Raw genomic sequence first — 13,197 nt, 5'->3', positions numbered from 1 at the left:
AGGTGACGAGCCCCGCATACCGGCCGGTAGTGGCCAGGGCCAGAATGGCGGCATGGCGACTGCTGGTGAATGGATCGAAGGGGCGCGCCCGCGGACGCTGCCCAACGCGGTGGCGCCGGTGGTCGCCGGAGTCGGCGCGGCGGTCGCGCTCGACGGCTTCTCCTGGCCGCGCTCGATTCTCGCGTTGCTCGTCTCGCTTTCGCTGATCGTCGGCGTCAACTACGCCAACGACTACTCCGACGGCATCCGCGGCACCGACGAGAACCGCGTCGGCCCGCTGCGGCTGGTCGGCTCCGGGGTCGCGAAGCCGAAGGCCGTTCTGGCGGCCGCTCTCGTCGCACTCGGGCTCGCAGGCGTCCTGGGGCTCGTGCTCGTCGCGATCAGCGGACTGTGGTGGCTGCTGGCGATGGGCGCGGTCTGCATCCTGGGCGCCTGGTTCTACACCGGCGGCAAAAAGCCTTACGGCTACTACGGTTTCGGCGAGATCGCGGTCTTCGTCTTCTTCGGGCTGGCCGGCGTGCTGGGCACCGTGTACGTCCAAGCCGGACAGCTGAGCTGGGCCGCGCTCGGCTGCGCGGTCGCCGTCGGCTCGTTCTCGACCGGTGTGCTGACCGCCAACAACCTCCGCGACATCCCGACCGACATCGAGTCCGGCAAGCGCACCCTCGCCACCCGGCTCGGTGATGGCGGCACCCGCCGGCTTTACCTGACGCTGGTCGCCGTCCCGTACGTCGTGAGCGTGCTGCTCGCCTTCGTGACGCCGTGGGCGCTGCTGGGCCTGGTGACCGCGCCGTTGCTGCTGAAGTCGGTCAAGGCCGTCGGCGGCGGCGCGCAGGGGCGGGCGCTGATCCCGGCGCTGCGGGACACCGGGTTCGCGATGCTGGGGTGGGCGGTGCTGAGCGCGGTCGCGCTGGCCCTCTGACGCCTCGTGAGTGGTAAAGACGGTTCTAACCCGAATCGCCACTCACGACCACCTGACCCTCAGGCCTCCGGAGCGAGCTTCCCGCTCACCAAGAACTCGCGGTACTTGTCCAGATAAGGCGCGATGTCGATGTTCTTCTGCGCCAGCCAAGCATCGTCGTAGTACGTGTTCGCGTACCGCTCCCCGCCGTCGCACAGCAGCGTGACGACACTGCCCGCCTGCCCCTCCGAGACCATCCGCGAGATCAGCGTGAACGCGCCGAACAGGTTCGTCCCGGTCGAGCCGCCCGCCCAGTGCCCGGTCCGCTCGCGCAGCACGCGGATGGCCGCCAGCGAAGCGGCGTCCGGCACCTGGAGCATCTCGTCGATCACGCCGGGCACGAACGACGGTTCGACGCGCGGCCGCCCGATGCCCTCGATCCGCGACGGCATGCCGGTGCTGTAGTCGAGCGCCCCGGTCTGCCAGGCGCCGAAGAACGACGAGTTCTCCGGGTCGACGACGGCGATCTTCGTGGTGTGCCGCTTGTAGCGCACGTAGCGGCCGAAGGTGGCGCTCGTGCCGCCGGTTCCGGCGCCGACGACGATCCACGTCGGCACGGGGTGCCGCTCGGACTGCATCTGCGCGTACACGGATTCGGCGATGTTGTTGTTCCCGCGCCAGTCCGTCGCGCGCTCGGCGTAGGTGAACTGGTCGAGGTAGTGGCCGTTGCACTCCGAGGCGAGCCGCTCGGCCTCCGGGTACATGTCCGGCGCGCGGTCGACGTAGTGGCATTCGCCGCCGTAGAACTCGATGAGCGCGATCTTCTCCGGCGACGTGCTGCGCGGCACCACGGTGATGAACCGCAGCCCCAGCATCCGCGCGAAGTACGCCTCCGAAACCGCGGTCGAGCCGCTGGACGCCTCGACGAGCACGGTGTCCTGCCCGATCTGGCCGTTCACCAGGCCGTACAGGAACAGCGAACGCGCGAGCCGGTGCTTGAGCGAGCCGGTCGGGTGGACGGACTCGTCCTTCAGGTAAAGGTCGATACCCCACTCGGCCGGCAGCGGGAAGACGTGCAGGTGCGTGTCGGCGCTGCGGTTCGCGTCGGCCTCGATGATGCGGACGGCTTCGCGGACCCAGCTCCGGCTGTGCAGACGGCTCACGCGGCGCCGTCCGCTCGGTCTCCGCGCAGCTGGGAGCGCAGTTCGGCACGGGCGCGAGCGCGCTTTTCGTTGCGGCGGGCGAGTCCGGCGGTCACGCGCGCGTTCAGCGGGCGGAACAGCAGCAGACCCAGCGGCAGCCCCACGACCAGGCCGATCAGCAACGCGACCAGCAGCGGGACGTTGACCAGCAGCAAGCCCCCCGCGATGACCCCGACCAGGACGAACCTGGCCAGCACGTACAGCGTCAGGTCACGGGGCAGGTGATTATCGCTCACATCAACGCAGGCTACGCGTCGCCGTTGCGGCCCTCGTCCAGGCCCGCGTTGTTGGGCCGCCCTTCGAAGCGGGTGGAGAGCACGACGGTGGTGTTCGTCCGGCCGACGCCGGGGATCCGCCGCAGCCTGCCGAGCGTCTTCTCGAGATCGTCGACGGTCGCCACCCGCACCTTGACGACGAAGGCTTCGTCACCCGCGACGGCGTAGCAGCTTTCGACCTCGTCCAGGGCCCCGAGTGCCTCCGCGACGTCGTCCTCGGTCGCGGTGTCGGTGGGGTGGATGCCGACCAGCGCCGTCACCCCGAGTCCGACCGTGTTGGGGTCGACCATGGCGTGGTAGCCGGTGATCACGCCGGCGGCTTCGAGCTTGCCGACCCGTTCGTGCACTGATGAAGCCGAGAGCCCGACAGACCGGCCGAGGTCGGCGTAGGTAGCCCGCCCGTTCTCCCGCAATGCCGCGATGATCTTCCGATCCACCTGGTCCACCGCTACACCTTAGGTGCCACGCCCCGATTCGCGAGATCAGGGCGCGTTTTCATACATCCGTGACAAGACCGGGCCTCGATCCGCGCATGTCGCGGTTGTCGGTTTTGACCTTTAAGGGCTCTTTACCTATGGACAACCGTTCGAGTACCTGACGGGTGAGATGCAACGATTGCCGTGTTGGCTACCCGGCACGACGGGCATCGGACCCGCCTCCGGTTTAGCACCGAAACCGTGAAGGAGGCGGAAAATGACCGCGACCATGGGCGGAAGGTTGCTCACCCCCGGCGAAGTGGCGGCCCTGTTCCGGGTCGACCCCAAGACCGTGACCCGCTGGGCGACCGCGGGCCGGATCGGCTCGATCCGTACTCCCGGCGGGCACCGCCGGTTCCGCGAGGCCGAGGTGAACGAGCTCCTCGCCGAGCTGACCACCGACGCCAGCGAGCCCACTCGCAAGGTCTGACCAGGCATTTCCCCTGAAAAGGACTCCAGTGACGAAGGGCTCGTAACCGCCCTTCGTCACATTGGGGTATCCATGAGTCCCCCCGCACGCGGCAAAGAGGCTAGCCTCGTGGGACTGAGCAACGTCCTCCACGCGGAAAGGGACCGAGCATGATCTATCTGCTCGCGGCCATCGGAGCGCTCACCGTCGCCGTGGTGTTGTGGCGCGCGTTCGGGATCGAGCGTGTCGGGGTGCCCTCGTCGCGACCGACCTTGGCCCCGGACGACGACCCCGACTTCCTGCGCAAGCTCGGTGAGCAGCAGCGCAAAGGTAAAGACGAAGACAAAGATTAGGGCTGGACCGGCTGGTACTGCTGGCCGCCGAAGCCGTCCGCGACGGTGGCCGCCAGTTCCAGCAACGCCAGCCGCGTGTCCTCGCCGAGCCGGTCCAGTTCGATCTCGGCGCCCTCTTCCAGGTGCGGGTCGAACGGGATACGGCACACCGAGCGGACACGCGCGCCGAAGTGCGCGGAGAGCTTGTCGAGATCGACCGAGCCGCCCTTCGGCCGCACCGAGTTGATCACCGCGACGGATCGTTTGACCAGGTCGCCGTAGCCGTGCGCCTCCAGCCAGTCGAGGGTGGCCGACGCACTGCGCGCCCCGTCGACGGAGCCTGACGAGACCACCACGAGCGCGTCCGCGACGTCCAGGACGCCCTTCATCGCCGAGTGCATCAAACCGGTCCCGCAGTCGGTGAGCACGATGTTGTAGAAGTGCTCCAGCAGGTTGACCGTGCGCCGGTAGTCGTCCTCGGAGAAGGCTTCCGAGACCGCCGGATCCTGCTCGCTGGCGAGGATCTCCAGCCTGCTCCCGCCCTGCGACGTGTACGAGCGGACGTCGCTGTACCTGGTGATCTTGTCCGCGTCCCGCAGCAGATGCCGCACGGTCGCGGTGGTCTCGATCGGGATCTTCTGCGACAGCGTGCCGCGGTCCGGGTTCGCGTCGACGGCGACCACCCGGTCACCGCGCAGCGATGCGAACGTCGAGCCCAGCGTGGTCGTCGTGGTGGTCTTGCCGACGCCGCCCTTGAGGCTCAGCATCGCGATCTTGTAGCACCCGCGCAGCGGCTGGTTGATCTGCGCGATCAGTTCGCGTTTGCGCGTGTCCTTGGGGCTCTCCCCCGGGTTGACGAGTTTGCCGGTGCCCACGTAAAGCGCCTTGCGCCAGCCCGACTGCGGCTTGCGCTTCTGCGGCTTCACCAGGCTCGCGGTGGCGAGTTCGTCCGGGAGGGCGTGCCTGCCCTGCGGCTGCGGCAGGCCCGGCACCGCCTGCTGCTGCGGCGGCGCGTACTGCTGCTGAGGCGGCGGGTACTGGGCGGCCTGCTGCGGCTGAGGGTGCAACGGCGGCAGGTTCTGGTCGTAGGGCTGCTGATACTGCTGCCCTTGCGAAGGCTGCGGCAGCGGCGGAACGGGCTGCGGCAGCGGCGGAACGGGCTGCTGCTGCTGCGGGTACTGGCCCTGCTGCGGGTACTGCGGCTGGACGACCTGGGTCGGCTCGGCCTCGAAACCGGTCGCGGCCGGATGCGGCGCCGAGTCCGTCCTGTCCTCGGAGAACATCTCCGAGGGCTGGGCGCTCTCGGTCGGTTCGGGGTGGCCAGGAGCCGATTCTTCGCTGGGTCCGGTCACCGCTGAATTCCTCCTCCGCGCACGTCTTCCCCCACTACCTCAGTATTGACGGTAGCCGGGTCGCGCGCAGCGGCGACGGTCAGCCCCCGGCGTAGGAGTGCAGCCCCGACGTCACCAGGTTCACGAAGAACATGTTGAAGATCGTCGCGGAGAAGCCGACGATGTTGATGATCGCGGCCCGCTTCCCGCGCCAGCCCGCGGTGGCACGGGAGTGCAGGTACGCCGCGTAGACGACCCACGCCACGAAGGCGACGGTCTCCTTCGGGTCCCAGCCCCAGAACCGGCCCCACGCCGCCTCGGCCCACACCGCGCCGCAGAGCACGCCGAAGGTGAAGATCGGGAAGGCGAAGATGGTGGTGCGGTAGGCGATGCGGTCGAGCACGTCCGCGGCGGGCAGCTTCGGGGCGAACTTGGCGAACTTCGCCGGGTTGTCGTCGTGCGCGGCGCGGAACAGGTAAAGGACGCTCGCGACGCCGGGCACCAGGAAGACGCCCGAGCCGATGATCGCCGCGGAGACGTGGATGATCAGCCAGTACGACTGGAGCGCGGGCTGCACCGGCGCGGCCGTCGTGTACAGCATCGTGCCGTTGACGAACATCAGGATCACGACCGGCAGCAGCAGGAAGCCGGTGAGGTGGCGGACCGGGAACTTCCGCATGATGACGAGCCAGGTCACGACGGCGATGAAGGTCGTGGCCATGCCGTATTCGTAGAGGTTGCCCCACGGCGCGCGGTGCACGGCGAACCCGCGCAGCACGATCGCGGCCAGATGCAGCAGCGCGGCCAGCACCAGCAGCGCGGCGCCCATGCGGCCGATGCGCTCGGGGCGGCCGACCTCGCGCGGCGTCTCGACGGGCGTGCCGTAGGCGGGCGGCGGACCGCCCGCGCCGACCAGTTCGCGGGAGCGCTGCATGCTGCGCTGCGCCGCCAGACGGCCCTTCGCACCGAAGCCCTGCTCGATGAGGGCGAACATCAGCGCGAGGACGTAGATCGCCGCCGCGGTGGTGTAGGAGTAGTCGCTGTACTGGGACAGCGTCTCGTTGATCGGCATGACCTCTAGTTGCCTCTCTGCCCCTGGAGCAGCTTGTCGCTGATCCGCTGGAACTCTTCGCCGTAGCCCGCCTGATCGGTGCGCGCCAGCCCGGCGACCTCGATCACGGTACCCGTCTCACCTTCACGCGCCGGGGTCACCCGCACCCACACCCGGCGCCGTTTGACCAGCAGCGATCCCGCCAGCCCGATCAGCATCGCGACCGCGCAGACCAGCACCCAGCCCTGCACGGGGTCGTGCGAAACCTGGATGGCGACCCATTCCTGGACACCGTCGAAGCGGACCTTCGTGCCGTCGTCCAGCACGGTCTCCTGCCCCTGGTCCAGGTTCTGCCGGGTGAGCTTCTTGAGCCTGCCGTCCGCGACCAGCGACTGGTCGATCTGGAAGATCGACTGCCCGCGGCCCGCGTCGAGGCCGAGGTCGCCGCGGTAGATGTCGACGGCCACCGCCGGCTTGTTCGCCTCGGGCCGCGACGACGTCAGCACGTTGCCGTGCAGGAACGCGGTCGGGGCGAGCAGCCCGGTGATCGCGAGCTGACGGGTGCGGCGTTCGATCGGGTCGGCGATGCCCGGCTGGTCGATCTTCGTCGCGCCTTCGGAGAGCTTCGTCGGCTCGTCGGCGGGACGCCACGGCGTGATGTTGGTGCGCACGGTGCCGTCGGGGAAGGTCACCGTGAACTTCGGGGAGTAGCCGAAGTTCAGCAGGTAGACGCGGTCGCCCGCGGTGCGCAGGGGCGAGTTGACCTCGAGCCCGTACGGCTTCCACGCGCCGGTCTTCAGATCCTCGCCGGACTGGTACTCCATGTTGGAGTGGTAGTAGTTCGCCTGCCCGCTCTCGGTGTAGCGCGCCTCGAAGTCCTTCAGCCGGATGCAGAACCCGTTGAGGTCGGTGCCGTCGACGCGCAGCCCGGCGTTGAAGGTGTCGTAGCCGAGGATGCCGGAGTTGCACCACGGGCTGCCGTCGGCTTGGACGATGACCTGGCCTTCGTAGCCGAACAGCTTGCCCAGCGCGAAGAAGATGATCAGGCCGAGCATGCCGAAGTGGAAGACGAGGTTGCCGGTCTCGCGGAGGTATCCGCGTTCGGCGGAGATGCTTCGGCTTCCGTCGGCCTCTTCGCGCTCGACGCGGCGCCAGCCTTTGAGCAGCGTGTGCGTGTCCGCCATGACCGTCTCGGGCGTCCGGTCGGTCGTGCTGGACACGTGATGCGGCATCCGCGAGAGCTTGCGCGGCGTCAGCACCGGCTTCGCGCGCATCGCCTTCGCGTACTCGAAGCTGCGCGGCGCGAGGCAGCCGATGAGCGAGACCATCAGCAGGATGTAGATCGCCGAGAACCAGACGCTGCCGTAGACCTCGAAGAACTGCGTGCGGTCGAGCAGTTCGCCCCACCAGCCGTGCGCGGCGATGTACTCGTCCGTCTTGGCAACGTTGAGGTTCCGTTGCGGCAGCAGGGCGCCGGGCATCGCGGCGAGCGCGAGCAGGAACAGCAGCACCAGCGCGGTGCGCATCGACGTCAGCCCGCGCCAGGTGTTGCGCAGGAAGGCGAGGACGCGCTTCAGCGGCGTCTGACGGTATTCGGTGGTGGTCACAAGGGCAGCCTGATGTCGGTCACGAGGGTGTTCCTGATCCAGCCGGTCATGTCGCCCCACAGCCCGGTCACCAGCAAGACGCCGACGACCAGCAGCAGGACGCCGCCGAAGACCTGCACCTGACGGCCGTGGCGGCGCAGCCAATCGGTGGCCCGGACGGCCCAGCGGGCGCCGAACGCGATGAGGAGGAACGGCAGGCCGAGGCCGAGGCAGTAGACCAGGATCAGCACGTAGCCGCGCGCCGCCGCGCCGCCGGTGGCGCTGGCCATGGACATCACCGCGGACAGCGTCGGCCCGATGCACGGCGTCCAGCCGAGCCCGAACACCGCTCCGAGGACCGGCGCGCCCCACAGTCCGCCGCGCGGCACGTGATGCGAACGGAACTCGCGCTGCAGGCCGGGGATCCAGCCGAGGAAGACCAGCGCCATCGCGATGGTCAGCACGCCGCCGAGGCGCTGGATGAGGTCCATGTTGAGCTGGACGACGTCGGCGATCCACACCAGCGTTCCCAGCGTCACCACGAAGACGACGGTGAACCCGAGCACGAACAGCGCCGCCGCGCCGACGACGGCGAAGCGGCCCTTCTTGCGCTCCTCGTCGGCGCTGACCGCGGGGGCGTCCGCGCCGACCAGCGCCGCCAGGTACGCGAGATACCCGGGCACCAGCGGCACGACGCACGGCGACGCGAAGGAGATCGTCCCGGCCAGCAGCGCCACACCCGCCGCGAGCAGCAACGGCCCCGAGAGGGCCAGCTCGGTAACGGAGTTCACCCGGCTGAGCGTAGGCAGTGTGATCGGAGTGAAAACGCCGGGGCTGGCCCAACGGGACCTACGTCGCACCCGGTCAGGACCTTGGTCCCGGTGGGCTGAAAGCGTCCTTCACCGCATGCGACGCGGTGAAGGACGCTTTCGCTGCGTCAGATGCGGTGAAAGTCCCTTTCAGCCCACGGCCCGCGCGGATCGCGTTTAGCGGGCTAAACGCGATCCGGGGGTGGGTCAGGCGGGTTCGGCGGCCAGGCGCTGCACGACCGGCAGCAGGTCCGACGCCAGCAGCTCCCGCAGGAACACGGCCGCGACGCGGTGCTGCTTGTCCAGCACGATCGTCGACGGGATGATGTTGCGCGGATAACCCGAGAGCTGCAGCAGCGTCCGCCCCGACGGGTCGTAGATCGACGGGTACGTCAGCTTCCGGTCCCGCATGAAGTCCTGCGCGGGCGCCCGGTCGTTGTCCCGAAGGTCGATGCCGACCACCTGGACGCCGGACGCCTTGGTCTGGTCGTAGACCTTCTGCATCTCCGGCGCCTCGACCCGGCACGGCCCGCACCACTGGCCCCACAGGTTCAGCACGATGACCTTGCCGGGGAAGTCCGCGATCGAGAGCTGTTTGCCCTCGTTCATCAGGTCGTCGCCGGACAGCGTCGGCGACGGCTGGCGTTCCGCGACGTCGTAGGTGATGTCGACCTTCCCGCCCGGCGAAACGAAGTTGAACGAGCCGCCGGTGACGACGGCGTCCTTGCCGGTGGTGCAGCCGGTGACGACGAGCATCAGCACCGCCACGGCGGCCAGCACGCGCTTCATGCCCCGGTCACCTTCGGGTCGGTCGTGCCCGCGGGTTCGCTGTAGACGATCCGCACGAGTTCCTCGCCCTCGAAGACCAGGCTGGTCAGCGAAGCGAGCGAACACTGCCGGTTACGCGGGTCGTGCCAGAGCCGCTTCGCCTCCAGGAACCGCCGCACGGTCCAGATCGGCAGCTGGTGCGAGACGCACAAAGCCTCGTGGCCCTCGGCCGCCCGCCGCGCGCGGTGGATCGCGCCGAGCATGCGGTGCGCGATCTCGACGTACGGCTCGCCCCACGACGGCCGGAACGGGTTGACCAGCTTCGGCCAGTGCTTCGGCTCGCGAAGCGCGCCATCGCCGACGGCGACCCGCTCGCCCTCGAACTGGTTGTCCGCCTCGATGAGCCGCTCGTCGGTCTCGACGTCGAGCCGGTGCGCGGCGGCGATCGGCGCGGCGGTCTCCTGCGCGCGCTGAAGCGGCGAAGCGACAACGTGCGTGATGTCGTGCGTCGCGACCGCTTCAGCGACCGTCAGCGCCTGGCGCTGTCCGCGATCGGAAAGCTTGAAGCCGGGCAGACGGCCGTACAGGATCTTGTCCGGGTTGTGCACCTCGCCGTGGCGAAGCAGGTGCACGATCGTCGTCGCGCTCACGCCTGGACCGCCTCGGCGGCGGCGCGGGCGGCCACGCGAAGCGCGGACTCGATGATCTCGAACTCGGCGTCGCCCATGGCCGCGTTGACGAACCAAGCCTCGTACGCGCTCGGCGGCGCGTACACGCCGTTGTCCAGCAGCGCGTGGAAGAACGCCGGGAACCGCCAGGTCTCCGCGGCCTGCGCGCCCGGGTAGTTCGTCACCGGGTTCTCGCTGAAGAACACGCTGACGAGGTTGCCCGCGTACTGCACGGTGTGCGTGACGCCCGCCTCGGTCAGCGACCGGACGAACAGGTCACCGAGCCGCTTCGCGTTGGCGTCGAGGGCCGCGTACACGGCGTCGTCGGCCGCGCGCAGCGTCGCGAGCCCGGTGGCGACGGCGACGGGGTTCCCGGACAGGGTTCCCGCCTGGTACACCGGCCCGCCCGGGGCCAGCTTCGCCATCACGTCGGCGCGGCCGCCGAAGGCCGCGGCGGGCAATCCGCCGGACATCACCTTGCCGAAGGTGTACAGGTCGCCGGCGACACCGTCGAGGCCGAACCAGCCCGCCTTCGAAACGCGGAACCCGGTCATCACCTCGTCCATGATCAGCAGCGCGCCGTGCTCGTGCGCGATCTCCTTGAGCCCGGCGTTGAAACCGTCGATCGGGGCGACGGCGCCCATGTTGCCGGCGGCGGCTTCGGTGATGATCGCGGCGATCGAGTCCGGATTGTCCACAAAGGACTTCCGGACCGCGTCGAGATCGTTGTAGGGCAGGACGATCGTGTCGGCCGCCTGCGCGCCGGTGACACCGGGCGAGGTCGGGAGGCCGAGGGTCGCGACACCGGAACCCGCTTCGGCGAGCAGCGCGTCGACGTGGCCGTGGTAGCAGCCCGCGAACTTGATGATCTTCGACCGGCCGGTGAATCCCCTGGCCAGCCGGATCGCGCTCATCGTCGCCTCGGTGCCGGAGTTCACCAGGCGCACCCGCTCCACCGGCTCGACCCGGGCGATGATCTCTTCGGCGAGCTCGACCTCGCCGCGCGTCGGGGTGCCGAAAGACAGCCCGTCGACAGCGGCTTCACGCGCGGCGGCGACGACGTCCGGATGGGCGTGCCCGAGGATCATCGGCCCCCACGAGGAGACGAGATCGACATAGCGGGCGCCGTCCGCGTCCCAGAGATACGGCCCCTCGCCGCGCACCATGAACCGCGGGGTGCCGCCGACGGAGTTGAAGGCCCGCACCGGGGAGTTCACCCCGCCCGGGATCGCGGCCTTCGCTCGTTCGAACCATGCCTTGGACTGATCGACTCCGGTAGTCACGTCCCCAGTCTCGCAAATCCCGGATGACACCCGCCGCCGAGTCCTCGCGGTTCCGGGCATGGCGTGACCAGGCCCACTAGGGTGGGAAGCACTCCCGCCGAAACCCTCGCGGAGGAATCCACGTGTCCACGGTGCCGCCACCACCGACCCACCACCGTCGCCTGCGCTGGCAGGCCCTGGCCGGATTCATCGCCCTGTCGGCGATCGTCGGCGTCGTGGCGGCGCTGGCCGTGGCCACCCGTTCCGAGACGCACAACGCGTGGGTCCGCCCGTCGTGGGCGCCGCCGGGCTGGCTCTACGGTCCGACGTGGACGGCCCTGCTCCTCCTGGTCGCCATCGCGGGCTGGTGCTACTGGCGGACCGACGGCGAGACGCGCGGCTTCGCCTTCTACGGCGTCTGCCTGCTGCTGACCCTGCTGTGGACGCCGTTGTTCTTCGCCGGCGGAGCGCACGCGCTGGCCCTGGCCGACGTCGTCGTCCTGGACTTCATGGTGCCCGTCACGATGATGGAGTTCGGGCGCCGGTCGAAGCTCGCCGCGTGGCTGCTGGTGCCGTATCTGCTGTGGCTGCTGTACTCGACCGCGGTCAACGCCGCCGTGGTTTGGCTCAACTAGTCCTCGCGCTTGAAGCGCGCCGTTTCGTGCCTGGGCCGGGCGGGTGAGCTTCCCCGAGATGAAGGGCGCTGTGCCCGCGTCACATGCGGTGAAAGTCCCCTTCAGCCACCCCGAGACCAGAAGAACTCAGGACAGCGCCTAGTCCTTGGGCTTGCGGCCCTTGGCGCGCACCGCGAGCAGGAACTGGCGGATCGCGTCCACCACGAGGATCGCGGCCAGCACACCCAGCCCGATGGCGCCGGCGAGCGGACCGCCGAAGTACCGCTGCGATTCGAGCGTCGTCGCTTCGCCGTAGGTGATCACGACCGGGACGACACCGGCCTTCCAGCACGCGAAGGCACCCCACACCGCGAGCGCGGCGAGGATCAGTTCGACGGCCCCCACCACGGCGCGAAGGGGTTTGTGCAGCCGGGCCGCGGGCCTGCTGTCCTCCGGTGGCCACAGATCGGCGCCGGTCGGCTGGGGAAGGTCGATCACGGTGAGCAGTTTCTCATGACTCTGTGGTGCGAGCACGCACCAAATCCCCGAGAGCCTCGCGAAGGGCGTCTGGATCCTTCGCCCAAGCGCGCACGAAAACGCCGTCTTCGAGCTTCAAGCCGACTTCGCCGAACTTCTTGGGAATCGTCCAGCCGCCGCCGAGGACACGCGAGCCGACCGGAGCTTCGTCTTCGAGGACTTCGGCGATCCGGGCCGCCTCCAGGGTTTCCTTGCCCTGCCGATAGCCGTCCGACGTGACTTCGAGCGAGAGGTACCGGCGGCGCGCGTAGACCCAAGGAACGGTGATCGCCACCAGCCCCACCGCGACGAGGATCCAGGCGAGCCAATGGACCGGGCCGCCGGTCACCAGTTCGGCGAGCAGTCCGGCGAGAGCGAACAGCGGCGCCCACAGCAAAGCCGTCCAGCCGACGCCGGGTTCGTCGTAGCGGGGCGGCTCGGGCGTCATGGCAGCGTGCGCCCGACCTTCGGGAAATGATCGGAGACGCTGGGCAGGTACATGAGGACCAGCGCGATCGCCACCAGCAACGTGGACACCAGCAGGAACACGTTGAGCGAACCGCGAAGGATCAGCAGCTCCACCAGCACCAGGAAGACCGCCCCCACGGTGAGGACCGTCCTGGCCGACCGCGTTCCCTCACGGGCCTTGTACGCGAACAGCGCGAACAGGACGGCGAAGGTGAGCGCACCACCGAACAGCATCCACAGCAGGGTGTTCACGCCGGAAGCGACCTGCGCCGGATCGGCGGGCTGGCCGGGGACCGGGTTCTCCCTGATCTGCTTGAGGATTCCCTCGGTCAGTTCGTCTTTCAGCACCAGCAGGGCGATCTGCCCGGCCACCAGGACGACGCCGGCGACGATCCACAGCCAGAACGAGATCGCGACCGGCTTCGGCACCACGATCTTCGGCGGCTTCTGGCCCGGCAGGATCGGATCCGGGGACATCCCGCGCTTGCGGCGCTCGTCGTCCGTTTCGTCGGCTTTGCTGTCGCTCACG

At 69.2% G+C, this 13,197-nt stretch carries 17 protein-coding genes; 4 read left to right on the top strand and 13 right to left on the bottom strand.

Features of this window, described 5'->3' with window-relative positions; genetic code table 11:
• Positions 1 to 52 precede the first annotated feature (52 nt).
• Positions 53 to 922 carry a 1,4-dihydroxy-2-naphthoate polyprenyltransferase gene (locus AORI_RS43510; protein ID WP_016330948.1) on the top strand — a complete coding sequence of 290 codons (870 nt, stop codon included), beginning with the start codon at positions 53 to 55 and terminating at the stop codon, positions 920 to 922.
• A 59-nt stretch (positions 923 to 981) separates the two neighbouring features.
• Here the strand turns inward: AORI_RS43510 and cds1 are convergent, their stop codons facing one another.
• From cds1 to AORI_RS43495, 3 genes are read right to left on the bottom strand one after another with little or no spacing between them, the layout of a single operon-like run.
• Positions 982 to 2,064, bottom strand: coding sequence for an L-cysteine desulfhydrase Cds1 (gene cds1, locus AORI_RS43505; RefSeq protein ID WP_016330947.1), 1,083 nt, complete (start codon positions 2,062 to 2,064; stop codon positions 982 to 984).
• Positions 2,061 to 2,339: a DUF4229 domain-containing protein gene (locus tag AORI_RS43500; RefSeq protein WP_016330946.1), complete on the bottom strand. Its 279-nt coding sequence runs from the start codon at positions 2,337 to 2,339 to the stop codon at positions 2,061 to 2,063. Before AORI_RS43500 ends, cds1 begins: the two co-directional genes overlap by 4 nt.
• Positions 2,340 to 2,350: 11 nt before the next feature.
• Positions 2,351 to 2,824 (bottom strand): Lrp/AsnC family transcriptional regulator, encoded by a 474-nt coding sequence (locus tag AORI_RS43495; protein ID WP_016330945.1) that lies wholly within the window; start codon positions 2,822 to 2,824, stop codon positions 2,351 to 2,353.
• Positions 2,825 to 3,071: 247 nt separating this feature from the next.
• Between AORI_RS43495 and AORI_RS43490 the strand changes: the two genes are divergently transcribed.
• The gene (locus tag AORI_RS43490) at positions 3,072 to 3,284 is read left to right on the top strand and encodes a BldC family transcriptional regulator (RefSeq protein WP_016330944.1); all 213 of its coding nucleotides are present in this window, start codon (positions 3,072 to 3,074) and stop codon (positions 3,282 to 3,284) included.
• Positions 3,285 to 3,433: 149 nt separating this feature from the next.
• Positions 3,434 to 3,616: a hypothetical protein gene (locus AORI_RS43485; RefSeq protein ID WP_016330943.1), complete on the top strand. Its 183-nt coding sequence runs from the start codon at positions 3,434 to 3,436 to the stop codon at positions 3,614 to 3,616.
• On the opposite strand, the gene AORI_RS43480 is transcribed toward AORI_RS43485, so the two are convergent.
• The 7 genes from AORI_RS43480 to hemL all read right to left on the bottom strand — a co-directional run bounded on the left by AORI_RS43480 (position 3,613) and on the right by hemL (position 11,091).
• Positions 3,613 to 4,947 (bottom strand): MinD/ParA family ATP-binding protein, encoded by a 1,335-nt coding sequence (locus tag AORI_RS43480; RefSeq protein ID WP_016330942.1) that lies wholly within the window; start codon positions 4,945 to 4,947, stop codon positions 3,613 to 3,615. The two genes, AORI_RS43485 and AORI_RS43480, sit on opposite strands and share 4 nt — an antisense overlap.
• A 79-nt stretch (positions 4,948 to 5,026) precedes the next feature.
• The gene (ccsB, locus tag AORI_RS43475; RefSeq protein ID WP_016330941.1) at positions 5,027 to 5,998 is read right to left on the bottom strand and encodes a c-type cytochrome biogenesis protein CcsB; all 972 of its coding nucleotides are present in this window, start codon (positions 5,996 to 5,998) and stop codon (positions 5,027 to 5,029) included.
• A gap of 5 nt (positions 5,999 to 6,003) precedes the next feature.
• Positions 6,004 to 7,584, bottom strand: a complete 1,581-nt coding sequence (gene resB / locus AORI_RS43470) for a cytochrome c biogenesis protein ResB (RefSeq protein ID WP_016330940.1) — start codon at positions 7,582 to 7,584, stop codon at positions 6,004 to 6,006.
• Complete coding sequence (locus AORI_RS43465; RefSeq protein WP_016330939.1) at positions 7,581 to 8,354, bottom strand: cytochrome c biogenesis CcdA family protein; 774 nt, start codon at positions 8,352 to 8,354, stop codon at positions 7,581 to 7,583. Before AORI_RS43465 ends, resB begins: the two co-directional genes overlap by 4 nt.
• A gap of 225 nt (positions 8,355 to 8,579) precedes the next feature.
• Positions 8,580 to 9,161 (bottom strand): TlpA family protein disulfide reductase, encoded by a 582-nt coding sequence (locus tag AORI_RS43460; protein ID WP_016330938.1) that lies wholly within the window; start codon positions 9,159 to 9,161, stop codon positions 8,580 to 8,582.
• On the bottom strand, positions 9,158 to 9,790 hold the full coding sequence (locus tag AORI_RS43455; RefSeq protein ID WP_016330937.1) for a histidine phosphatase family protein: 633 nt from the start codon (positions 9,788 to 9,790) through the stop codon (positions 9,158 to 9,160). Before AORI_RS43455 ends, AORI_RS43460 begins: the two co-directional genes overlap by 4 nt.
• Complete coding sequence (hemL, locus tag AORI_RS43450) at positions 9,787 to 11,091, bottom strand: glutamate-1-semialdehyde 2,1-aminomutase (RefSeq protein WP_016330936.1); 1,305 nt, start codon at positions 11,089 to 11,091, stop codon at positions 9,787 to 9,789. Before hemL ends, AORI_RS43455 begins: the two co-directional genes overlap by 4 nt.
• A 122-nt stretch (positions 11,092 to 11,213) precedes the next feature.
• Here hemL and AORI_RS43445 point away from each other — a divergent pair, with 122 nt between their 5' ends.
• Entirely contained in the window at positions 11,214 to 11,705 is a 492-nt protein-coding gene (locus AORI_RS43445; RefSeq protein ID WP_016330935.1) for a tryptophan-rich sensory protein, read from the top strand.
• 138 nt (positions 11,706 to 11,843) lie between these two features.
• Here AORI_RS43445 and AORI_RS43440 read toward each other — a convergent pair whose 3' ends face one another.
• Genes AORI_RS43440 through AORI_RS43430 form a run of 3 tightly spaced genes read right to left on the bottom strand, consistent with a single transcriptional unit; the run spans position 11,844 to position 13,196 of the window.
• The gene (locus tag AORI_RS43440; protein ID WP_016330934.1) at positions 11,844 to 12,218 is read right to left on the bottom strand and encodes a hypothetical protein; all 375 of its coding nucleotides are present in this window, start codon (positions 12,216 to 12,218) and stop codon (positions 11,844 to 11,846) included.
• Complete coding sequence (locus AORI_RS43435) at positions 12,196 to 12,648, bottom strand: hypothetical protein (RefSeq protein WP_016330933.1); 453 nt, start codon at positions 12,646 to 12,648, stop codon at positions 12,196 to 12,198. The genes AORI_RS43440 and AORI_RS43435 overlap by 23 nt, the downstream gene beginning before the upstream one ends.
• Positions 12,645 to 13,196, bottom strand: coding sequence for a hypothetical protein (locus AORI_RS43430; protein ID WP_016330932.1), 552 nt, complete (start codon positions 13,194 to 13,196; stop codon positions 12,645 to 12,647). The genes AORI_RS43435 and AORI_RS43430 overlap by 4 nt, the downstream gene beginning before the upstream one ends.
• Position 13,197: the final 1 nt, after the last annotated feature.

The sequence above is a fragment of the Amycolatopsis keratiniphila genome, from assembly GCF_000400635.2.
GTDB classification, from domain to species: Bacteria; Actinomycetota; Actinomycetes; order Mycobacteriales; family Pseudonocardiaceae; genus Amycolatopsis; species Amycolatopsis keratiniphila.
This window is presented reverse-complemented; position numbering and strand designations above follow the sequence as displayed.

Coding starts and splice junctions, on each gene's coding strand:
- AORI_RS43510 (WP_016330948.1), top strand. CDS start 53: ATGGCGACTGCTGGTGAATGGATCGAAGGGGCGCGCCCGCGGACGCTG.
- AORI_RS43490 (WP_016330944.1), top strand. CDS start 3,072: ATGACCGCGACCATGGGCGGAAGGTTGCTCACCCCCGGCGAAGTGGCG.
- AORI_RS43435 (WP_016330933.1), bottom strand. CDS start 12,648: ATGACGCCCGAGCCGCCCCGCTACGACGAACCCGGCGTCGGCTGGACG.
- AORI_RS43460 (WP_016330938.1), bottom strand. CDS start 9,161: ATGAAGCGCGTGCTGGCCGCCGTGGCGGTGCTGATGCTCGTCGTCACC.
- ccsB (WP_016330941.1), bottom strand. CDS start 5,998: ATGCCGATCAACGAGACGCTGTCCCAGTACAGCGACTACTCCTACACC.
- AORI_RS43485 (WP_016330943.1), top strand. CDS start 3,434: ATGATCTATCTGCTCGCGGCCATCGGAGCGCTCACCGTCGCCGTGGTG.